The organism is Paraburkholderia sp. RL17-380-BIE-A, assembly GCF_046028085.1.
In the GTDB taxonomy this organism is placed as follows: domain Bacteria; phylum Pseudomonadota; class Gammaproteobacteria; order Burkholderiales; family Burkholderiaceae; genus Paraburkholderia.
Window position 1 is genome coordinate 220,892 of record NZ_JARESQ010000005.1, and the last position, 21,837, is coordinate 242,728.

Here is a 21,837-nt window from a genome sequence, read left to right on the forward strand (position 1 = left end):
CCGGCGATCCGCCGTCGCCTTTGCGGGGAAGCCTGGCCCGGCTGAGTTCAACCGGGCGCTGTCGATGCTATCCCTGCGCTTCGAACGCAGCGGCCGCCCGCCCCAACCGGTCATTCACCGCGATCCACTCGATCGTATCCGGCAGCTTCTCGATAAGAATTCGCGAGACGTTCGCGCGGTCGAGAGCCCTCAGCAAGCCATATAGTTCACGCGCGTAGACATGCGGATCTTCCGGTGCGGCGATGAAATGCACGCCCTCGGCATCGGCCCAATGTCCCGCACGGGAAGCGCGCGCAACCAATGCCACGCGTTCATCCGCTTGCCGCGCGGCAAGCAAAGTCTCCAGCGCGTTGAACGGCAATAGCGCCAACGGCGTGCTCGGCGCGTAATGCGCCTTCAACGTGCCGGAAGCGCGCGGCGCAGTCGCGTCCGAACCGTCTGGCAAGCGCGGCGCCTCGCCGAGCACTTCGGCGATATCTTGCGGCGTCACGCGCCCCGGCCTCAACAACGCCGGAAAGCCGCGCGACAAATCCAGAATGGTCGATTCGATACCGACGTCCGACGCGCCGCCGTCCAGCACATGAATCGTGTTGCCGAACTCGTCCCGCACATGTTGCGCCGTGGTTGGGCTCACATGACCGAAACGGTTCGCCGACGGCGCCGCGACACCGCCATGTCCGCCGCGCAATGCGCTGAACGCCTCGAGCAAGGCTTGCGCGACCGGATGCGACGGACAGCGCAGCCCCACCGAATCCTGGCCGCCGCTGACCGCCGCCGGAATGCGCGCGGCGCGCTTCAGGATCAACGTGAGCGGCCCGGGCCAGAACGCGTCGATGAGCCGCTGTGCCTCCGCGGGCAAGTGCTCGACCCAGTAGTTCGGATCGCCGTGCGGCGCGAGATGCACGATGACCGGATGATTCGCCGGCCTACCCTTCGCCGCGTAAATCCGCGCGACCGCGTCGGGATTCTCCGCGTCGCCGCCGAGCCCGTACACCGTCTCCGTCGGAAAAGCGACCAGCTCTCCCGCGTCGAGCAGAGCCGCCGCGTGTTCGATCTGCGTGGCGCTCACAGGCAATGCGCCTTCGGCGGGTTTCTGTTGATCCGGCATGGCGCTCGTGTCAGCCCGTGATGATATGCAGGAGACGCGCGCAATCGCGCGCAGCCGTACGAGCTTCTTCGAGCGTAGCCGCCGTGAAGTTCACGTGACCCATCTTCCGGCCACAACGCGCCTCCTCCTTGCCGTACAGATGCAAACGCGCGGCCGGCATCGCGGCGACTTCCTGCCACGGCGGCGTGACAGCCGGGCGCTTCGGGCCGTCCGGAAACCACACGTCGCCGAGAATGTTCAGCATTACGGCCGGCGAGTGCTGGCGCGTGTCGCCAAGCGGCATGCCGGTCATGGCGCGCACCTGCTGCTCGAACTGGCTGGTCGCGCAGGCGTCGACGGTGTAATGGCCGGAGTTGTGCGGACGCGGCGCCATTTCATTGGCGACTAGCGAACCGTCTTCGAGGATGAAAAACTCGACGCACAGCACGCCCACGTAGCCGAGCTTGTCGGCGATTTGCAGCGCGGCCTGTTGCGCTTGCTGGACCAGTGTCGGGCTCGCGTCCGGCGCCGGGACGATGGTGTGCGACAGCACGCCGTCGCGATGCGTGTTCTGCGCAAGCGGATAGACCACCGAGGCGCCGCTCGCCGCCCGCGCGATCAGCGCGGACACTTCGAACTTCAGCGGCAAGCGCTTTTCCAGCACGCAGGGCACGCCGGCGAGCGAAGCATGCGCCTCGCGCACTTCCTCGGCGTTGCGCACGCGAATCTGGCCTTTGCCGTCGTAGCCGAGGCGCGCGGTCTTGAGAATACCCGGCAGCACGGCTTCGAGCCTGGCGTCGTCGAGCGCGGCCAGCGCGTCCGACGATTCGATCACCACGTGCGGCGCGACCGTCACGCCCGACGAGGCGATGAAGCGCTTCTCGGCAATGCGGTCCTGGGCCACGGCGACGCAGCGGCCGGCCGGACTCACGAAGGTGGTCCGCGCGAGGAAATCGAGGCTCGCGGCCGGCACGTTCTCGAACTCGGTGGACACTGCGGCGCACAGCCGCGCGAGTTCGGTCAGCGATGCTTCGTCGGTGTATGCCGCGCGCAGATGGCGATCGGCGACGGCGCCCGCCGGACTGTTTTCGTCCGGATCGAGCACGGCGACGCGATAGCCCATGGCCTGAGCGGCAAAACAGAACATGCGGCCGAGCTGGCCGCCACCGACCATGCCAAGCCATGCGCCGGGCAGAATCGGTGAAACCGGTGTGTTGTCTGGGTTCATCTTAGTGGTCGGTCGCGGCCGGGTGCTGTGTGCAATGCGTGCTTGCAATGCGATGGCAGGCACCCGGCCGGGGGTCGGACAGGGAACGTCTTCAAGCAATCAGTCTGTGCGCTTACAGCGCCGGCAGCACCATGGCGTGGGCCGCTTCATTCTGGCGCACGCGGAATGCAGCCAGCTTCTCCGCATACTCGTTGCTCGTGCCGCTCAGGAGCGACACGGCGAACAGCGCCGCGTTCGCCGCGCCGGCTTCACCAATCGCAAACGTGGCGACCGGCACGCCCTTGGGCATCTGCACGATCGAATGCAGCGAATCGACGCCCTTCAGGTACTTGCTCGCCACCGGCACGCCGAGCACCGGCACCGTGGTCTTGGCGGCCAGCATGCCCGGCAGGTGCGCCGCGCCGCCCGCGCCCGCGATGATCGCGCGAATGCCGCGCTCGCGCGCGCTTTCAGCATAGGCGAACATTTCGTCGGGCATGCGGTGCGCGGACACGACCTTGGCTTCGTAGGGCACGCCGAATTCCTGCAGAATGGCCACGGCGTTTTTCATGACTTCCCAGTCGGAACTGGAGCCCATCAGCACGCCGACAACCGGCGCGCCATGCGTGTGGGCGGTTTGAGCTTCACTCATCTTACGGCTTCCTTGTTTCTTGAGAGCGCCCCCGACCGGTCGCTTCGCGCCGGATTCCGGGAGGGCGATCCCTCAATCCCTCAAGGCGTCTTCCTTCGGGGCGAGGGACTTTCTTTGGCGAGGGACTTCCCGCGCAGCGGCACCCCTGGGGCGGCCTTTTCTCAGGCTGCGCAAATCCAGGCGGTGCGCGTAATCAGGCGAGCTTATGTCCGGTCAGGCGCTCGAGCGCTTCCTGATACTTCTCGCCCGTCTTCGTGACCACCTCGTCCGGCAGCTTGGGCGCCGGCGGCTCTTTCTTCCACGGCTGGGTTTCGAGCCAGTCACGCACGAACTGCTTGTCGAACGACGGCGGGTTGGTGCCGACCTGGTACTGGTCCGCCGGCCAGAAACGCGACGAATCCGCGGTCAGCGCCTCGTCCATCAGGTACAGCTTGCCGTGGTTGTCCAGACCGAACTCGAACTTCGTATCCGCGATGATGATGCCGCGCGTGGCCGCGTAATCAGCGGCTTCCTTGTACAGCTTGATCGAGATGTCGCGGATCGTGGCCGACAGTTCGGTGCCGATGCGGCGCTCCATCTCGTCGTATGTGATGTTTTCGTCGTGGTGGCCCATTTCGGCCTTGGCCGCCGGCGTGAAAATCGGCTCGGGCAGCTTCTGCGCGTTCTGCAGACCCGGCGGCAGTTCGACGCCGCACACCGAACCGGTTGCCTGGTAGTCTTTCCAGCCGCTGCCGGCCAGATAGCCGCGCACCACGGCTTCGACGAGGATCGGCTCGAGGCGCTTCACCACCACCGCGCGGCCCTTGACCTGCTCGACTTCGTCTGCCGCCACCACGGATTCGGGCGCGACGCCCGTGAGGTGGTTCGGCACCACGTGCTTGAGTTTTTCGAACCAGAAGTTCGCCATTTCGTTGAGCACGCGGCCCTTATTCGGAATCGGCTCGCCCATGATGACGTCGAACGCCGACAGACGGTCGGTCGTGACGATCAGCAACTGGTCGTTGCCCACCGCATAGTTGTCGCGGACTTTACCGCGGCCGAGCAACGGCAGCGAGCGGAGCGTGGATTCGTAGAGGGTAGACATCGTCGTGGTTCGCTAAAAGTGAGGCAAAAAGTGTGACCGGAACAAAAGGGAAACGCCGTTCCCCGGATGATGCGGGAACGGCGATCTAACGACAACCTGGCCAAACGGCCAGGTGCAGCGCATGTTGATAGCTTAGCGGACGACTTGCGCGAGCTCGCCCGATTTGTACTTCTCCGCGATTTTATCAAGCGTGACCGGCTTGATCTTGCCGGCCTGGCCTTCGCAGCCGAATTGCGTGTAGCGCTCGATACAGATCTTCATCGCCGCTTCGCGCGCCGGCTTCAGGTAGTCGCGCGGATCGAACTTGCCCGGGTTGGTCGCCATGTAGCGGCGGATCGCGCCGGTGATCGCCAGACGCAGGTCGGTGTCGATATTGACCTTGCGCACGCCGTTCTTGATGCCTTCCTGGATTTCCTCGACCGGCACGCCGTAGGTTTCCTTCATGTCGCCGCCGAATTCGCGGATTTCAGCCAGCAATTCCTGCGGCACCGACGACGAACCGTGCATGACCAGGTGCGTGTTCGGAATGCGCTGGTGGATCTCCTTGATGCGCTGGATCGACAGAATGTCGCCCGTGGGCTTTTTGCTGAACTTGTACGCGCCGTGCGACGTACCAATCGCGATAGCCAGTGCGTCGCACTGGGTCAGCTTGACGAAGTCGGCAGCCTGCTCCGGATCGGTCAACAGCTGCTCGCGCGTCATCGTGCCTTCCGCGCCGTGGCCGTCTTCCTTGTCGCCCTTCATGGTTTCCAGCGAACCGAGCACGCCCAGTTCCGCTTCCACCGTGATACCGATCGAATGCGCCGCTTCCACGACCTTGCGCGACACCTCGACGTTGTACTCGTACGATGCGACCGTCTTGCCGTCGGCTTCGAGCGAACCGTCCATCATCACGCTGGTGAAGCCGCTGCGGATTGCGGCCATGCAGACCGCCGGCGACTGGCCGTGATCCTGGTGCATCACGACCGGAATATGCGGATACGATTCGACCGCGGCTTCGATCAGGTGGCGCAGGAACGCCTCGCCCGCGTACTTACGCGCGCCGGCCGATGCCTGCATGATGACCGGTGCGTTGACCTTGTCGGCCGCCGCCATGATCGCCTGCACCTGCTCCAGGTTGTTCACGTTGAATGCCGGAAGGCCGTAGCCATTTTCAGCGGCATGGTCCAGCAGTTGACGCATTGATACGAGAGGCATGCTTAACTCCTTAGATTGAAACGAATTCTTGTGCCGTCGGCATCTTTTGGGCGATTTTATCGCGAAGCAAGCCGCATACCCGTTCACACCTTCCCTAAAGCGCGGAGCGGTCCTACCCGCTGCAACGCGCGATTGGAGCCGGTGCGCCGCCTCTCGCGGGGCATGGCAGCCTGCTTCGCCCAATCAACTGCGTGCCGATCGAGCCATGTGGGTCGATCCGATCAATACGGCTCGCCCACCCGTACGATCTTCAGCGTATTCGTACCGCCGGCCTGCCCCATCGGCTCGCCGACAGTCAGCACCACCATATCGCCGCGCGACGCGTAACCCTTGCTCACCACGGTTTCCAACGCCTGCTGCAACGCCGTGTCGCGGTCGGTGTTGGTGTCCAGATGAAGCGACGTCACGTTGCGATACAGCGCCATGGCCCGTTCGCTGCCGACCCGCGGCGTGAGCGCGAAGATCGGCACGTGGGTCGAGTGACGCGACATCCACAGCGCGGTCGAACCGGATTCCGTCAACGCTACGATCGCCTTCGCGCCCAGATGGAACGCCGTGAAGAGCGCGCCCATGGCGATCGACTGGTCGATCCGCGTGAACGTGCGGTCGAGGAAATCCTTGTCCAGCTCCGACTGCTCCGACTTCTCGGCTTCGATACAGATCGCCGCCATGGTCTCGATGGTCTGCACCGGATATTTGCCCGCCGCCGATTCCGCCGACAGCATCACCGCGTCCGTGCCGTCCAGCACGGCATTCGCGACGTCCGACACTTCGGCGCGGGTCGGCACCGGCGCGTGGATCATCGACTCCATCATCTGTGTGGCGGTGATCACGAACTTGTTCGATTCGCGTGCCATACGAATCATGCGCTTTTGCAGCGCCGGAACTGCGGCATTCCCCACTTCCACGGCCAGATCGCCGCGCGCCACCATGATGCCGTCTGATGCGTCGAGAATCCCTTGCAGCGCCGGAATGGCTTCCGCACGCTCGATTTTGGCGATCATCTTCGGCTTGATGCCGAACGGCGCGCCGGCGATGTTCGCCAGCTGGCGGGCCATTTCCATGTCGGTGGCGTTCTTCGGGAACGATACCGCGACATAATCGACGCTGAGCGACATGGCGGTGCGAATGTCTTCCATGTCCTTGGCGGTCAGCGCGGGCGCCGACAGACCGCCGCCCTGGCGGTTGATGCCTTTGTTGTTCGACAGCTCACCGCCGATCTTGACGACCGTGTGGATCTCGTTGCCGATCACGCGCGAGACGTCCAGCACGATCAGGCCGTCGTTGAGCAACAGCACGTCGCCCGGTTTCAGGTCGCGCGGCAGGTCCTTGTAGTCGAGACCGGCGCGTTGCTCGTTGCCGAGTTCGCAGTCCGCGTCGAGCACGAACGGCTCGCCGGCGACCAGCATGATCTTGCCGTTTTCAAATTTGCCGACCCGGATCTTCGGGCCTTGCAGGTCCGCCATGATGGCGACTTCGCGGCCGGCCTGGCGGGCCGCCTCGCGCACGAATTCGGCGCGCTGGCGGTGGTCGTCGGCGGTGCCGTGCGAGAAATTGAGCCGCACCACGTCCAACCCTGCCTGAATCATTTGCAGCAGGATTTCCGGCGTATTGGAAGCCGGTCCGATGGTAGCGACAATCTTGGTGGCGCGATGCATGAGTCTCCTCGTCTGGGTGAGATCGCTGGAAAGAGCGCTGCGAGTCGGATGCGGAGGCTGCGCACCGAAGGATGCTGCCGGGGGCTGCGCGCCGGTTGAAACCAGCGTCGCTTTATGGGGTGAAGCGGTATTCGAGACCAGCACGGGGCGCGCTGGTGGGGGGACGAGTTCTTCGTCGGGGAGTTCTGCGGACGGCGAGGCGGTCTCTCCAGCATCTGCGCTGGACAATTCCGCTGCCTCACTGACAGTGGTCAACTCCGCGAACGCGAGGGACGCCCCGGATACTTCCTGCTGCTGGCTAGCTGAACCGACCGCGGCATCAACCGCGGACTCGAGCGCTGCCGGCGTGGCCGCGGAGCGCGCCGCGCGCTCCCCTGCCGATTCTGCCGCGAGATTGCGCGGCTTGCCGCCGCGCACTTTTGCAGACTTTGCCGTTGGGGAGCGCGTCGCCACGTTAAGCCCGCGATTCCAGAACTTCGACCGCCGGCAGCTTCTTGCCTTCGAGGAACTCGAGGAAAGCGCCGCCGCCTGTCGATATATAGCTGACCTTGTCGTGGATGCCGTACTTGGCGATCGCAGCGAGCGTATCGCCGCCGCCGGCAATCGAAAACGCCGCCGATTTGGCGATGGCGTCCGCCAGCGTCTTCGTGCCGTTGCCGAACTGGTCGAATTCGAACACGCCGACCGGACCGTTCCACACGATCGTGCCGGCCTTTTCCAGCTGCGCGGCGAGCACCTTGGCCGTTTCCGGCCCGATGTCGAGGATCAGGTCGTCGTCTTGAACATCGGCGACGGCCTTGACTTCGGCCTTGGCGGTCGGCGAAAACTCCTTGGCCGTGACCACGTCGGTCGGGATCGGCACGGAAGCGCCGCGGGCTTTCGCGGCGTCGATGATGGCTTTGGCTTCGTTCACCAGATCGGCTTCGGCGAGCGACTTGCCGATTTTCAGGCCCGCGGCCAGCATAAACGTGTTGGCGATGCCGCCGCCCACGATCAGCTGATCGACCTTGTCGGCGAGCGACTTCAGAATGGTCAGCTTGGTCGACACTTTCGAGCCGGCCACGATCGCCACCAGCGGACGCTTCGGCGCGCCGAGCGCCTTGCCGAGCGCTTCGAGTTCGGCGGCGAGCAGCGGGCCGGCACATGCGACGGGCGCGTACTTGGCGATTCCATGGGTGGTGGCTTCGGCGCGGTGCGCGGTGCCGAATGCGTCGTTCACGTAGATATCGCAGAGCTTCGCCATTTTTTGCGCGAGCTCGTCGGAATCTTTCTTTTCGCCCTTGTTGACGCGGCAGTTTTCCAGCAGCACGACCGAGCCCGGCGCGACGTTCACGCCGTTTTCCACCCAGTTCGCCACCAGCGGCACGTCACGGCCGAGCAGTTCGGCCAGACGCCTGGCGACCGGCGCGAGCGAATCTTCCGGCTTGAAGTCGCCTTCGGTCGGGCGGCCCAGGTGCGACGTGACCATCACGGCGGCGCCTGCGTCGAGCGCTGCCTTGATCGCCGGCACGGAGGCGCGGATACGGGTGTCTTCGGTGATGTTGCCTTGATCGTCCTGCGGCACGTTCAGATCGGCGCGGATGAACACGCGTTTGCCGGATAGCTTGCCTTCGGCGATCAGATCGGAGAGACGCAATACCTTGTTCATGGGCGTGTGTGTGCGAGTTGATGGAAAGGCGTTGGCGGACGGCGCGCGGCACTCGAACGCGGCGAACTCCAGCGCTCAGGCACGGTAGCGGCTCCACTGAATCGGGTGCCGGCGGCTGGGCCGCGGCTTCGCGCGCCTTGCAGCGGCGCGGTTATCCCGGAAATGGCCATTTTAACTGATCCACACTGCCTTCTGACCCGCGACTCGGCGAATGTCCCGTATTTGAAGGATGCGACGCGCATGCCGCGTTGCAACATTTCCTGCCTCGCCAGCTACATGAAGAGGCGCAATAAGGTGAACACGACCATTCCGACGACAATCGTGCCGAGCATGGTGCGCCGCCACAAAAACCACGCGAGACCCGCCAGCGTGGCGTAGAACTCATGGTTCGACAGCGCGAAAGACAGGCCGTCGGGCGTTGCCAGCACATCCGGCAACACCACGGCGGCCAATGCCGCCGCCGGCGCATAGCGCAGCATGCGCTGAACCCGCGCCGGCAAAACGGTGCGCTCGCCGCCGATTAGAAACATCGCGCGTGTCACGGCGGTGACGAAGGTCATGCCGAAAATGGCCAGCCAGATCTGCGTGGACGTCATTGGGAACCTCCGGCGTTGTTGCGGATGCGGCGCAGGTCCGCGCGCTCGACCATCAGGTCGGCGGCGCTGCCCGCGACGATCGCCGCGATCACCGCGAGCGGCAGCGCGAGCCGGTACGGCAGGTCGAACGCGAGCAGCGACACCACGCCGGCAATCGTGACCGCGACCAGCGTGGAGCGCGTCGCGATCGCCGACACCATGATGGGCAGCAAAGCCAGCGTGCCCGCCAGCGCGAGGCCCCAGTTGTCCGGAATCAGGCTTGCCAGCAGAATCCCGGCGATCGACGACACCTGCCACGACAGCCAGCTGCACAGCGCCATGCCCCAGTAGTACGCCTCCTTGCCGGGCACATAGCCGGTCGGAAAGCTTTTCTTCTGGAACAGCAGGTAGATCACGTCACCGTTGAAATAGCCCAGCACGATGCGCCGCCACATCGACAGATAGGAAAAATGCGGCGCCAAACCGACGCTGAAGATCACGAAACGCGTATTCACCATCGCGGCGGTGAGCAGCACGGTCCAGACCGGCAGCTTGGCGGCGAGCAGCGGCAGCACCGCCAGTTGCGACGAGCCGGCATAGCACAGCAGCGACATGGTGAGCGCCTGCGGCAGCGTCAGCACCGACTTGCTCATGGCAATGCCGGTGACGAGACCCCAGGAGAAAATCGCCATCAGCGTGGGCGAATAGTCGCGCGCGCCCTGGCGGAAGGCACGGCGATCTGTTTCTGACAGGCGAGCGAGCATGAAGCGAAACGCGGGCGCCAAAGGCGTCGCAATGAAGGGAAGTCGGCGCCAGGTCGTCAAGCACCCGCTGGCGCATCCGGATTTGATTTATGCGTGCGCTGGATTATAGCGTCCGGAATGCGCCCAAATGCCCGTTCCGTGTGCAAAAGACGCTAAAATGCTCGTCTTGGCGATACCTGCCATAGCTACGCCTAACAACGCACCTGCTGGAGAATCGTATGTCAATGGCCGACCGTGACGGCAAGATCTGGATGGATGGCAAGCTCATCGACTGGCGCGATGCCAAGATCCACGTGCTCACCCATACGCTGCATTACGGCATGGGCGTCTTCGAGGGCGTACGCGCCTACAAAACGGTAGACGGCAGCACCGCGATTTTCCGGCTGCAGGAACACACCAAGCGTCTGCTGAACTCGGCCAAGATCTTCCAGATGGACGTGCCGTTCGACCACGCAACGCTCGCCGCCGCGCAATGCGAAGTGGTTCGCGAAAACAAGCTCGAGTCCTGCTATCTGCGCCCGATCATCTGGGTCGGTTCGGAAAAGCTCGGCGTGTCGGCCAAGGGCAACACCATCCACGTGGCGATCGCGGCCTGGCCGTGGGGCGCGTACCTCGGTGAAGAAGGCATCACCAAGGGCATCCGCGTGAAGACCTCGTCGTTCACGCGCCATCACGTGAACGTGTCGATGGTCCGCGCCAAGGCGTCGGGCTGGTACGTGAACTCGATCCTCGCCAACCAGGAAGCCATCGCCGACGGTTACGACGAAGCGCTGCTGCTCGACGTGGACGGCTACGTGTCGGAAGGCTCAGGCGAGAACTTCTTCCTCGTGAACAACGGCAAGCTGTACACGCCCGACCTGGCGTCGTGCCTCGACGGCATCACGCGCGACACGGTCATTACGCTGGCGCGCGACGCGGGCATTCAGGTGATCGAAAAGCGCATCACGCGCGACGAAGTCTATACCTGCGACGAAGCGTTCTTCACCGGCACCGCCGCCGAAGTCACGCCGATCCGCGAACTCGACAACCGCACGATCGGCTCGGGCGCACGCGGGCCGATCACCGAAAAGCTGCAATCGGGCTTCTTCGACATCGTGAACGGCAAGAGCGACAAGTACGCGCACTGGCTCACCAAGATTTAACGCGCGCGGCGCCGGTGTGAACCGGCGCAACGCACGCCCCCTGCATACAACGAGAATCCCTCATGAGCGAAATCAAGGAAATGCCGCTGGTCGAACTGTCGGCAAAAGACCTGCCGGCTTACTGCCCGAACCCGGCCATGCCGCGCTGGAGCGCCCATCCGCGCGTCTTTATCGACGTCACGCACGGCGAAGCCAAGTGCCCGTACTGCAGCACGCGTTACAAGCTGCGCGACGGCGAAGTGGTCAGGGGTCATTGAACACGGCGCACTGAGCATTGATTGCTCGTGGCGCCGCTTGCCGGGCCGGGCGCCCGCTTTATTGCGGGCGAGGTGGCAGGCGGTGTGGCGCGATTGCGCTGCGGGGTTCGCTTCGTAACCGGCTGCACGTGTCACGGTCTGGTTCGTGGTTCGACGGGCCAGTGCCGGTCATGCAACCGGCGGTGACCACGCCGGCGCGAACGCGTGGCCCGGGCCGAAAGCAGACACGCCACAGCAGGGCCGCCGCCGCGGTGCGTCCGGGCATGCCGGACGCGCGCCACGCGGGTCGCGGCCTTTCCCTTTTTACCTATCCGAATGCCACGCGCACAATTCGCGCGGGGCTTCGTTTCGACACCGGACACTCATTCTGATGCGTCGCGCGTTGGTTATCGCACCGAACTGGATCGGTGACGCATTGATGGCGCAGCCGCTGTTTGCGCGCCTCGTTAAATTGCATCCGCGCATCGTCATCGACGCGGTCGCGCCCTCGTGGGTCGCGCCCGTACTTGAACGCATGCCGGAAATCCGCGACGTCTACGCCACCGATCTCGCGCACGGCAAGCTGCAAATGCTGCGCCGCTGGCAGTTGGCGAGCGACCTGCGCGACGTGGGCTACGACGCCGCCTACGTGCTGCCGAACTCGCTCAAGTCGGCGCTGATTCCGTGGATGGCGGGGATCAGGCTGCGCATCGGCTACACCGGCGAAAGCCGCTATGGCCTGTTGAACGTGCGCCACGCGAATCCGCGCAAGGACGAGCGCCCGCCCATGGTGGGCCAGTACGCCGCCCTCGCCTACGCGCCCGGCGCCAAGTTGCCCGACGACCTGCCGATGCCCCGCCTCGACGCGGACCTGAACGAAGCGTCGCGCGTCTCGGCGCGCTTCAATCTGGATACGCGCGTGCCGCTGCTGGTGTTCTGTCCGGGCGCCGAATACGGCCCCGCCAAGCGCTGGCCGCCCGAGCACTTCGCGGCGCTTGCGCAGATGGTGGGTCAGTCGTTCCCCTACACGCAGATCGTCGCGCTCGGTTCGCCGAAAGATGCGCCGCTCGCGCAGGCTATCGCCGAGAAAGCGCCTAACGTGCGCAACCTGTGCGGCCAGACCGCGCTGGGCGAAGCATGCGCGCTGATTTCGCGCGCCAATGCGGTCGTCACGAACGACTCCGGGCTGATGCACGTGGCCGCCGCGCTGCGCCGGCCGCTGGTAGCCGTGTACGGTTCGACCGATCCGCGCCACACGCCGCCCTTGTCCGAGCTTGCGAAGGTACAATGGCTTCATCTCGAATGCAGCCCCTGTTTTGAGCGCGAGTGTCCGCTCGGTCATCTGAACTGCCTGAAGCAGTTGAGCGCCGAGCAGGTATTTGGCGATTTGCGCGGCATGTTGCTGGCGCAACGCTAAACGCCGCTGATACTTGCACGCAACACCGCACGCCCCTGAGCGCGTCGCGTCATGTTCGCGCCTTGCGGCGCGGGCATTCTGGCGCTCGGGTGCGATTGTCCGGTTCCGGGCTGTCCCGCTGACCGCTGCCTTGCAACCGCGCGCCGCGCACAAGAGACTGACGAGCCATGCCACGTTTTGCCCATATCTTCGAAGCCGCCGCCGATACGCTGAACGCCTATTACCAGGCCGTCGCCGAGGTGAATATCGACAGCTTGATGGGTCTGTGGATCGATGAAGAGTTCGTCAGTTGCATCTGCGCCGACGGTTCCCACCTGCACGGCCTCGACAGCATTCGCGCCGGCTTGCAGGTCCAGCTCGAAGCCGCGCCCGTTTCCATCGAACCGCTCGACATCCGCGTCTACGACAGCCTCGGCACCGTGGTCTACGCGATTGCCGAAGCGCACCGCCCGGCCGATCCGAAGGCCACGCCGGCCATGGTGTTCACCACTTACGTGATGGTCCACGAACGCGGCGAATGGCGCATCGCGCATATTCACGCGAGTCCTATGCCCAATGAGGCCGCCAGCCAGTTCGCCACGAAAATGCGGCATGGCCAGGGGTCGCTGCACTGACGCGCGCCGCGCGTTTTACTTTTTGCGTTTTGAAGCAGGTATGAGCACGCCCCGCAGGCAGTCCCCGGCACCGACGGAAGTCCCCTCGCGCAATTCGGGAACGGCGCACGACAAATCCGCTTCTTCCGGCACCGCGCGCGCCGCGGCCGCGGTCGAGGCTGCCGTTGACGCCGCGGTCGAGGCCACCGTCGAACTGCTCTACCGTGCGCCGCTCTGGCTGCCGAACCGGCACGCGCAGACTATCGTCCCGTCCTTGTTCGCACGCCGCCCCGCGGTCTCGTTTCGACGCGAGCGCTGGGACACGCCCGACGGCGACTTCATCGATCTCGACTGGGTGGAGCACGACGCGCAGGCCCGATCAGCGCTCGCGCCCGGTGCTGCGCGTCGGGTTCCCGCCGACACCGCCCCGCTCTTCGTGCTGTTTCACGGTCTGGAAGGCAGTTCGGGTTCGCACTACGCCGCCTCGTTGATGGCGGCCGCGCGCGAGTGCGGCTGGCACGGCGTCGTGCCGCACTTTCGCAGTTGCAGCGGACCGCTGAACCGGATGCCGCGCTTCTACCATCTCGCCGACAGCAACGAAGTCGACTGGATTCTGCGGCGTTTGCGCGCCGCGCATCGCGGGCCGGTCGTTGCGGCCGGCGTGTCGCTTGGCGGCAATGTGCTGCTGCGCTGGCTCGGTGAGCGGCGCGAAGACGCGGCGTCGGTGATCTCGGCCGCGGCGGCGATTTCGACGCCCATCGACGTGCATGCCGGCGGCCGCGCGTTGTCACAGGGCTTCGGTCTCGTCTACACGCGCAGCTTCCTGAAAACGCTCAAGCAGAAGGCCGAGCAGAAGCTGATCCAGTTTCCGGGCCTGTTCGACCGTGACGCGATGCTGGCGAGCCGCACCATGTACGAGTTCGACAACGTGGTGACCGCGCCGCTGCACGGCTTTCGCAATACCGATGAGTACTGGAGCACGGCGACCACGCGCCCGTTGCTGCCGCATATTCAGGTGCCGACGCTGGTGCTGAACGCGCGCAACGACCCGTTCCTGCCGGCTGAAGCATTGCCGTCGCGGCATGAAGTGTCGGCGGCGGTGGAACTCGACCAACCCAGGCACGGCGGCCACGCCGGCTTTATGACCGGGCCGTTCCCGGGCCGCATCGACTGGCTGTCGCGGCGCGTGTTCGGCTATCTGGAGCGGCACCTCGATCATGGATGACATCGTCAAGCAGGCCTTGGCCAAGTGGCCAAACGTACCGAGTTGCACCGGGTGGCTGATGCTGGATAGGCGCGGCAACTGGCGCATGCGCGACGAGGCCGCCCAGGCAAGCGGAACGCCCGGCACGCCGATTCGCCACGAAGCGTTGCTCGGGTTCATCAACCGCAATTACGACGCCGACGAGCAAGGGCAGTGGTTCTTCCAGAATGGCCCGCAGCGCGTATATGTCGAACTGGGCTATACGCCGTGGGTGGTGAGGTTGTCGGCCGATGCCGGCGGTGCGCTCGCATTGCAGGATCAGGCCGGCGGCGCTTTCGAGCCCGCAGCCGTGTTCGTGGATGAAGAAGGCGGGATTCTGTTCACCGACGGCTCAGCGCCACCGAAAGTCGCGGTCTTGCACGATCATGATCTGGAGGTGTTCTCCGATCATGCGACGTTGGCGGACGACTCGATGAGCGGCGAGTTTCGCTGGAACAATCAGGTCGTGTTGCCGTTGCAGGCTGTAAGGCGGGGCGATGTCGCCGGGCGCTTCGGGTTCGTGCCGAGTCCGGCCACCTCAGCCGCTTAAGCACCCTACCGGCTCGCGCCGCAGCTGATTCCTGCGAGCGAGGCCGGATCAACGCGGCGAAGCTCAAGCAAGATCTAACTCTTTTCGTCCAGCCGCTCCTCCTTATAGCGGCTCTCCATCTCATGCAGCCTCGCGTCGACGGTTGCGAGGTCGTAGTAGCCAATCGTCTTCAGATCGCGAGCGTCCTTCAGTTGGCGGATCGCCGAAGGCCACGCGCCTTCGAGCGCGAACTTCTCAGCCATCGCGCGATGCCGCGTCAACGCATCGCCCGTGCCGGCACTGGCCTGCGCGAGATACAGCCACCAGGCAGGCTGATCGGGCTGGGCCCGCGTCTCTCTCTGCGCGAGCGCCTGGGCATCGGCAAAGCGGTGCAACGTCAGCAAGGTGCGGATATGCATGTCGATTGCGGCGTTCGACTGCGGCCAGCGTTTCTGCGCGAACTCGGCCAGACGAGCGGCCTCGTCGTCGCGCCCTGCACGCCGCGCGATGTCGGCGGCCAACACGTCGAGGCTCGGCGAACTCCGCGCAACTCCGCCCTCGGCCCGCTCGCCTGCCGCGAAAGTGGCGCGACACGACGCCAATGACGCCAGCGCGTCGTCGTAACGCTCGAGCAGCATCTGCCCATACGCAATGCCGTACCAGTTCGCCGCCACGTTGACCGCCGTGCGGTCCTCGATCTCGGAGCGCAAGCGCGAAATTTCATCCCCGTACTCGCTGCGCGACTGGTCTTGCAGCAAACGCGAGCGAGCGCGCACAAAACCGTACTCGGCCGATTGATGCGGTTGCCGGTAAGGCGCGCGGCGCGCACGGTCTTCCATGTCGGCGATCCGTTCGCCGGTCAGCGGATGAGTCCGCGCATAGGCCGGCACGCCGGTGTCGCTCATTGCGGCGCGATCGAGGCGGCCGAAGAAGGTCGTCATCGCGTAGGGATCGTAGCCGGCGCCGGCGAGCAGCAGAAAACCCACGCGATCCGCCTCGTGTTCGGCGGAACGCGAGAAACGCAACTGGTTGTCGACCGCATACGCCTGGCCGCCGATCGCGATCGCGCTGCCCAGATCGCCACTATGCGCGAGCACGCCGGCGAGCACGCCGAACAAGAGGCCGGCGAGCGCCGCGTAGGTGCTGCGTTCGCCGGCCGTGATCATGCGCGAAATATGGCGCTGCAAGACGTGTCCCATTTCGTGGCCCAACACCGACGCGAGTTCGGATTCGGTCTGCGTCGCCACAATGAGGCCGGTGTTCACGCCGATAAATCCGCCCGGCAGCGAGAACGCGTTGATCTGCGTGTCGCGCACCGCGAACAGATCGAAGTCTGGACGATACCCGCCGATGTAGAGCGCGCTCGCCGCCGCGGCAAGTTTCGCGGCGACTGAGTTCAGGTAGTCGCGCACCAGCCAGTCGTCGAGATAGTCGGGGTCGCGGCGCAGTTCACGCATCACGCGCTCGCCGAGCTTGCGTTCAGCCTGCGGCGTGAGCGAGCCTGAACCACCGTTGCCGAGATCGGGCAATTGCTGCGTGACGATCGGCGCCCGCCAGTTGGTGTTCGCACCGGAATTGCCGGACAAGCGGCTCTGCGCCCCGCCGTACACGCCGAACACGCCTTGCGCGATATCGGACGGAATGAGCGGATCGCCGTAGACATCGGCCGGGCCGCTGACCAGCGGCGGCTCGGCGGATAGAGTGCTGGGCGCCAAGCCCGAAACACCCTGAGATTGCGCAAACGCGCCCGGCGCCGTCGCCAGCGCGACAGACAGCAACGCAGCAAGGAACCGTTTCGGACGCATCACGAGGTCGATATGACGAGGTCGAAAAACGAAGCCCGCCGCTCGGACTAAGTTAGCGGGCATAGAACGATTGTAATCAGTCGCCACGCGAGTTCGGGTGATTCACGTCATGGTGACTCGCGTGGACCTGGCGCTCCCAACCGCTCGCTGCGCGGCATAATCCACATGAGTGTCGCCGATGACGCCCTTGCGCATCGGCCCGCACAAACGCGCTGCTGCCGCCGCCGGGCTGCGCCGCTGCTATGATAGGCGCCCTCTGAAGGAGCCCAACCATGCCTGAACTCACTCATTTCGACGCCGCCGGCCACGCGCATATGGTGGACGTCGGCGGCAAGCACGAGACCAAGCGCATTGCGGTTGCGCGCGGCTCGATTCGCATGCTGCCGGAGACGTTCGCCCTGATTCGCGACGGCAACGCCAAGAAAGGCGACGTGATCGGTATCGCGCGAATCGCCGCGATTCAAGGTTCGAAGCGCACCGCCGATCTGATCCCGCTCTGTCATCCGCTCGCGCTGACGCGCGTGAAGGTGGATTTCGAACTCGATGAAACGCTGCCGGGCGTGCATTGCACGGTTCAGGCCGAAACGCTTGGGCGAACGGGCGTGGAGATGGAAGCGCTGACTGCCGTGCAGGTCGGGCTGCTGACGGTGTACGACATGTGCAAGGCGGTGGATCGTGGGATGACGATTACTGACGTGAAAGTGCTGGAGAAGCACGGCGGGAAGTCGGGGGATTGGGTGGCGGGGAGTTAACGGGTATTGTCGGCGCGTGGTCGATTCGGGAGTGAGGCGAAGCAACAGCGTATTCTGAAGATGCACCGGATTGTACGTGTGCAATCGGACCCAATCTTCATTGAGCGACCATTGCAGCGTCGAACGCTACCTGATCGCGCCTCCGGTCCGAATCGGCTACACCGGCGAAGGCGCGCCCCTGAAAATAGAGCACTCAATATTTAGGAATATCCATAAACCGCTGAAAGCTTTTCTCGTAGCAAGCGGCGATTGCTTCTAGAGTTGCAGACGCAATACGGAGATTCTTTCTCGCAGGACGGGTTGATGGCGACCACATTTCGTCATGTTTTATATACACAGCCGCAAGTCCCAGTTTGTCGTCATCGCAATTGGCGCGAAGCCGGCCAAAACATCGGTCAATCAGATTAGCGGGTAACAGATCGACTGAAGTCTCCCATGGGTCTTCTACGGTGCCAGCATCGGCATCGATCACTCTCGCAACTAGAATTTTGCGCCAGTTATCTTCGGGGCTGGCGTCGGATGTTATAAGGTGAACGACTGCGGAATAAGGGAATCCGTGAGACAGCAACGCCTTGGCTTGAGAAAAACCATATTCATTTGGGGACTTTCCTTGCTTAGCAAATTTGGCACGAACAGCCTTCAGTTCAATTGCCAAGGTTTCGGACACAACCAGTTCATCATTCTCGTAAGGGACGACTAGTAAATCTATGTCGCCCGGAAAGGACATCGCTGGGAGAACACTGTTTGAGCGAACAAACCTACTGACCATCACACCGCCGTCTCGCCCTATCGAATCATAGAAGTTCGGCACTATCCCTCTGTAGCAAGCCCCAAAGAGACGGCGATTGCAGACAAGGCGAGCACCCAAAGCGATTTCGTCGTCTTTTTCGACCAATCGTTTAGGCAACACAATCGCCACTTCCCCGTCGCGAATTCGACGCGGTCGATTCTTTAAGGAAATTCGTAGGCTGTCCATTTGGTTTTGCGAAGTGCGGCCGATAACAAGTATCCGAGAAAATATCCGTCTCCGTAGACCTCTCAGAGAAAGGAAGCCGCGAACCGGCCCGAGCGACGACGTTCGCAGTGATCAGAAGTCACTTTGACGGATCGACGGTTCCTTGCTTCCCAGTGTAGGGATTCACACTCCCTTTCGACGACCAATTGTCGTACTTTGTCCCGTTCGGGTTGGTTTGGTGATGTCCGGCAACGTAAGTGCCATTGCTACGTATGTATCCGCGAACGTAGTGTTCTCCGCCGCTACTTGAATGGTAACTACTGTGCCCGCCACCCAAGCCGCTGCCTCGTGCAAACGCAGTGGTGGAGATCAGGTATAAACAACAAACGGCCATGGATTTTATTTTCATGGTGGGTGCCCGAAGCTGGTTCGAATTGCAGTCAGGTTTCGTTCTGACTGTTATTGACGCCATGCAATTTCATAACCTCTTCTTCATCCACCCTGCTAAAACCAGCAGTGAAAATGCCACATGCGATGCAAATCATTTTTTACCCAATCATTGAATGCAAGGCGCATATCGTTGAAAGAGCAATCTGCTACCACTGATTTGTCAGTTAAAATCAGCTGATCAATCGAGCGGGTTTCGAACATGACGGTTTCTTGCCCTAGCTTCAAAGACGCGTTTCAGAAGAACATGGCAACACTGAACCTGCCCGCTCCCGACAGTCTGTTCTCGACGTACACCACAGCAATGACTAACTTGTCGGCGATGCTGAATGCACTGGCCAAACTTGGTCCTGGTGCAACGGCTGCGGAAATGATTGGTGCAACGACAGGACTGGAAATTGTCGCCGCAATAGCCGGGATCACGGCAGCGGCTTATACAGGTGCGGTGATTGGCAGCCTGATCGTTGCCGCAAACTCATCATCGGTCTGCGCAACAAGCGCCCAAGTCTCACCGACCGTAAGTCGATGGGCGGGTAGCAACGGCATGCGCATTTCCCCAGTTATGCTGACATTCTTGCAACGCCACCCAGAAGTCATGATCGCCGGTTCTCCGGCGCGGATGAGCTACGCTTTCCGCAATCGCGTGACAACACCGCAGCAAAAGGCGGCGACAGTATGAACTGGATTCTCGACCGCATAGCATTGCTGCTGGCTGCTGTCGCCTGTGCACTCGGTGCATGGACGTTCTACCGGTACACCGGAGAATGGTCGGGTGCGATCATCATGACGGTGGTGATTATCGGGCTGTTTGTCGAGAACCATCGTCTTCGCAAGCTACTGACGGAACATGGCATTGAATCTCGCCCGCGTCGGCGTCGGAACACGTAACAAGGCCGTCACGCGAGGCGACGACTGAGGATTCAGACATGTGCGAGCCGGTGGATCGCGGGATGACGATCACTGACGTGCGCGTCATCGCCCCGCTCGACCTCTAATGCTGTGAAGCTGTGAAGCTTTGAAACGAACGCAGTGGCTCAATCCTCGTCGCTATCGTCGTCTTCATTCACGTCGCCCGGGGGCATACCGTAGCGCTTGACCAGTTCCGCCTTGAAACCAGTCAGCGTTTTCTGCTCGTCGCAGAGCTGGTAGAGATAGCCCAGTTGCGACGGCCAGTCCTTCAGTTCCATCGCAAAGATCTTCAGGCGTTCGACGGTGTCGAACGCTGCCGCCTGATCGCCGCTCAACGCCTGCAGCACCGCATAGCGGCGCAACACCGTTTCGCCCGGTAGCAGCGCGATCGCCTGCCTATGCATGGCGAGCTTGTGTTGCAAATCCATCGAATTCATCGGCAAAAGCGTCGCCATGCCATAGCCGCCCCATGCCTGGAACAGGAACGACGGGTCGGCTCGATACTGGTCGGCGGGACGCGAGCCGTAGTACAGCACCTCGGCGCGCGCGTAATCGCGATACACCGGATACAGCGCCGCCAGTCCGCCAAACACCACCACGGCAAACGCGCCGAACGACACGCGTGCCGGCACGAGGCGCAGCGACCGGGTTTCCAGCAGGCCAAACACGAACATGGCCGGCAACAGGAAGAACATGTATTGCTGCGGATATTCGACCAGCGCGTGCATGACCAGCACACCGATCAGCGCAATGCCAAACACGCGCGCTGAGCTTTGCGGAGCGCGCACCACCCGCACGAGCCATGTGATCAGACCGGACAGCACGATTGCCAGACCGATCAGGCCGGTTTTCGCGAGCAGGTCGATGAAGATGTCGTGTGAATTGTTGGCGATCTCGACAGCGCCCAGCGATTTCACGAACTCATACTGGTAGCTCGGAAATTCACCCCAGCCGACACCCAGCAACGGATGCGTCTTGAACATCGTCCAGCCGTACTTCCACAACGCGAGACGCGGCGCGATCTGGCCGGCGTCCTTGAAGCGTTCTGCCGCGGACTGCCCAAGCTCCAGGTGATAGCGAACGTTGGCCCAGCGAATCAGCGCATTGACCACGAAAAACAGCACGGCCAGCGCGATCGGAATGATCCACTCGCGATTGCTGCGGCGCAGTTGCAGCTGATTGCGGGTCTGCGCGAACGCCATCCAGAAACCCGCCACCACGATCACGCCCATCTGCAGCCACGGACCCCGCGAGACTGTCAGGGCAAGGCCAACCGCGAAAATCGTCGACACGAGAAACCAGATGCTGACGGCAATTCGCCGCGTCTGCACGAGGAACAACGCGCCCGCCATCGCAAATGCGATATAGGTGGCGAGGTGATTGGCCTGAGCCATATTGCCGAACGGCCGGCGCTCGACCGTCACGTTATAGGCAACGACGAGCGGCGAGACGCGCGTTTCGAGGTGAAACAGCTGGATGACCTGGCAGAACACCGCAAACAGCCCGCCGACGATCAACGCGCCGGCTGCCCAGCGCAGCGCGGTCTCGTTGAGCTTGACCCGCGTGAACCCATAACCGGCATGCGTCGCCATGAAGGCCGCCAGCAGATAGCCGCCGCCGAGCCAGTTCATCGACGGCTGCGAGACCGGCAACAGCACCGATTGCGCCACTAGCAACAGCCCGAACAGCAACGGCACCAGCGCGACTACCGGCGACGCGAACGTCACGCGCGGCCTCGCGCTCGCGATCAGCAGCACGACACCCGCGCCGGTCAGCAGATACAACGCGAGTGCGGTGAATTCAGCGTAAAAGGTCGGAATCGGATACGTATGGTTGACAACTGCATAAGGCAGCACCAACGCGAGAGCCAACAGAATGAAAGACAGGTAGCGCGCGAAAGGGGTGGGCATCGAGTAACCGGTGGGCGTCAGCAACCG

The 21,837-nt window shown here is 63.3% G+C and carries 22 protein-coding genes; 10 read left to right on the forward strand and 12 right to left on the reverse strand.

Annotated features, from left to right (window positions below; translation table 11 throughout):
- Positions 1–67 precede the first annotated feature (67 nt).
- The 9 genes from P0D68_RS10550 to P0D68_RS10590 form a co-directional block, all read right to left on the reverse strand.
- A complete protein-coding gene (locus tag P0D68_RS10550) occupies positions 68–1,108 on the reverse strand; it encodes an L-threonylcarbamoyladenylate synthase (protein ID WP_091799396.1) in 1,041 nt (346 codons plus the stop codon).
- 10 nt (positions 1,109–1,118) lie between these two features.
- Positions 1,119–2,315 (reverse strand): 5-(carboxyamino)imidazole ribonucleotide synthase, encoded by a 1,197-nt coding sequence (locus P0D68_RS10555; protein WP_091799393.1) that lies wholly within the window; start codon positions 2,313–2,315, stop codon positions 1,119–1,121.
- Between the two features lie 112 nt (positions 2,316–2,427).
- Complete coding sequence (gene purE, locus P0D68_RS10560) at positions 2,428–2,946, reverse strand: 5-(carboxyamino)imidazole ribonucleotide mutase (RefSeq protein ID WP_007180510.1); 519 nt, start codon at positions 2,944–2,946, stop codon at positions 2,428–2,430.
- A gap of 193 nt (positions 2,947–3,139) precedes the next feature.
- A complete protein-coding gene (locus P0D68_RS10565; protein WP_091799390.1) occupies positions 3,140–4,030 on the reverse strand; it encodes a phosphoribosylaminoimidazolesuccinocarboxamide synthase in 891 nt (296 codons plus the stop codon).
- A 132-nt stretch (positions 4,031–4,162) separates the two neighbouring features.
- Complete coding sequence (gene fba / locus P0D68_RS10570; RefSeq protein ID WP_091799387.1) at positions 4,163–5,227, reverse strand: class II fructose-bisphosphate aldolase; 1,065 nt, start codon at positions 5,225–5,227, stop codon at positions 4,163–4,165.
- A gap of 221 nt (positions 5,228–5,448) precedes the next feature.
- Complete coding sequence (pyk, locus tag P0D68_RS10575; RefSeq protein ID WP_091799384.1) at positions 5,449–6,885, reverse strand: pyruvate kinase; 1,437 nt, start codon at positions 6,883–6,885, stop codon at positions 5,449–5,451.
- A 454-nt stretch (positions 6,886–7,339) separates the two neighbouring features.
- The gene (locus P0D68_RS10580) at positions 7,340–8,533 is read right to left on the reverse strand and encodes a phosphoglycerate kinase (RefSeq protein WP_408186550.1); all 1,194 of its coding nucleotides are present in this window, start codon (positions 8,531–8,533) and stop codon (positions 7,340–7,342) included.
- A gap of 272 nt (positions 8,534–8,805) precedes the next feature.
- Positions 8,806–9,129, reverse strand: coding sequence for an AzlD domain-containing protein (locus P0D68_RS10585; RefSeq protein WP_091799378.1), 324 nt, complete (start codon positions 9,127–9,129; stop codon positions 8,806–8,808).
- On the reverse strand, positions 9,126–9,872 hold the full coding sequence (locus tag P0D68_RS10590) for an AzlC family ABC transporter permease (RefSeq protein WP_408295959.1): 747 nt from the start codon (positions 9,870–9,872) through the stop codon (positions 9,126–9,128). Before P0D68_RS10590 ends, P0D68_RS10585 begins: the two co-directional genes overlap by 4 nt.
- 218 nt (positions 9,873–10,090) lie before the next feature.
- Here P0D68_RS10590 and P0D68_RS10595 point away from each other — a divergent pair, with 218 nt between their 5' ends.
- From P0D68_RS10595 to P0D68_RS10620, 6 genes are all read left to right on the forward strand, one after another.
- Complete coding sequence (locus P0D68_RS10595; RefSeq protein WP_091799376.1) at positions 10,091–11,014, forward strand: branched-chain amino acid transaminase; 924 nt, start codon at positions 10,091–10,093, stop codon at positions 11,012–11,014.
- A gap of 62 nt (positions 11,015–11,076) precedes the next feature.
- A complete protein-coding gene (locus P0D68_RS10600) occupies positions 11,077–11,271 on the forward strand; it encodes a zinc-finger domain-containing protein (RefSeq protein WP_042321180.1) in 195 nt (64 codons plus the stop codon).
- Between the two features lie 370 nt (positions 11,272–11,641).
- Positions 11,642–12,667, forward strand: coding sequence for a lipopolysaccharide heptosyltransferase II (waaF, locus tag P0D68_RS10605; RefSeq protein ID WP_091799373.1), 1,026 nt, complete (start codon positions 11,642–11,644; stop codon positions 12,665–12,667).
- A 167-nt stretch (positions 12,668–12,834) separates the two neighbouring features.
- On the forward strand, positions 12,835–13,281 hold the full coding sequence (locus tag P0D68_RS10610; protein WP_091799370.1) for a nuclear transport factor 2 family protein: 447 nt from the start codon (positions 12,835–12,837) through the stop codon (positions 13,279–13,281).
- Between the two features lie 40 nt (positions 13,282–13,321).
- On the forward strand, positions 13,322–14,485 hold the full coding sequence (locus tag P0D68_RS10615; RefSeq protein ID WP_091801035.1) for a YheT family hydrolase: 1,164 nt from the start codon (positions 13,322–13,324) through the stop codon (positions 14,483–14,485).
- Positions 14,478–15,053, forward strand: a complete 576-nt coding sequence (locus P0D68_RS10620; protein ID WP_408295954.1) for a DUF2946 family protein — start codon at positions 14,478–14,480, stop codon at positions 15,051–15,053. Before P0D68_RS10615 ends, P0D68_RS10620 begins: the two co-directional genes overlap by 8 nt.
- A 74-nt stretch (positions 15,054–15,127) precedes the next feature.
- Here the strand turns inward: P0D68_RS10620 and P0D68_RS10625 are convergent, their stop codons facing one another.
- Positions 15,128–16,837, reverse strand: coding sequence for a M48 family metalloprotease (locus P0D68_RS10625; protein ID WP_408295951.1), 1,710 nt, complete (start codon positions 16,835–16,837; stop codon positions 15,128–15,130).
- A gap of 272 nt (positions 16,838–17,109) precedes the next feature.
- Here P0D68_RS10625 and moaC point away from each other — a divergent pair, with 272 nt between their 5' ends.
- Positions 17,110–17,589 (forward strand): cyclic pyranopterin monophosphate synthase MoaC, encoded by a 480-nt coding sequence (gene moaC / locus P0D68_RS10630; RefSeq protein ID WP_408295948.1) that lies wholly within the window; start codon positions 17,110–17,112, stop codon positions 17,587–17,589.
- A 193-nt stretch (positions 17,590–17,782) separates the two neighbouring features.
- On the opposite strand, the gene P0D68_RS10635 is transcribed toward moaC, so the two are convergent.
- Positions 17,783–18,565 (reverse strand): hypothetical protein, encoded by a 783-nt coding sequence (locus P0D68_RS10635; protein WP_143048379.1) that lies wholly within the window; start codon positions 18,563–18,565, stop codon positions 17,783–17,785.
- Positions 18,566–18,936: 371 nt separating this feature from the next.
- Between P0D68_RS10635 and P0D68_RS10640 the strand changes: the two genes are divergently transcribed.
- The 3 genes from P0D68_RS10640 to P0D68_RS10650 all read left to right on the forward strand — a co-directional run bounded on the left by P0D68_RS10640 (position 18,937) and on the right by P0D68_RS10650 (position 19,879).
- Complete coding sequence (locus P0D68_RS10640) at positions 18,937–19,107, forward strand: hypothetical protein (RefSeq protein WP_177205070.1); 171 nt, start codon at positions 18,937–18,939, stop codon at positions 19,105–19,107.
- 131 nt (positions 19,108–19,238) lie between these two features.
- Positions 19,239–19,670, forward strand: a complete 432-nt coding sequence (locus P0D68_RS10645; protein ID WP_143048378.1) for a hypothetical protein — start codon at positions 19,239–19,241, stop codon at positions 19,668–19,670.
- Positions 19,667–19,879 (forward strand): hypothetical protein, encoded by a 213-nt coding sequence (locus tag P0D68_RS10650; protein ID WP_091799351.1) that lies wholly within the window; start codon positions 19,667–19,669, stop codon positions 19,877–19,879. Before P0D68_RS10645 ends, P0D68_RS10650 begins: the two co-directional genes overlap by 4 nt.
- A 146-nt stretch (positions 19,880–20,025) precedes the next feature.
- Here the strand turns inward: P0D68_RS10650 and P0D68_RS10655 are convergent, their stop codons facing one another.
- Positions 20,026–21,810 carry a PglL family O-oligosaccharyltransferase gene (locus tag P0D68_RS10655; protein ID WP_091801032.1) on the reverse strand — a complete coding sequence of 595 codons (1,785 nt, stop codon included), beginning with the start codon at positions 21,808–21,810 and terminating at the stop codon, positions 20,026–20,028.
- Positions 21,811–21,837 lie beyond the last annotated feature (27 nt).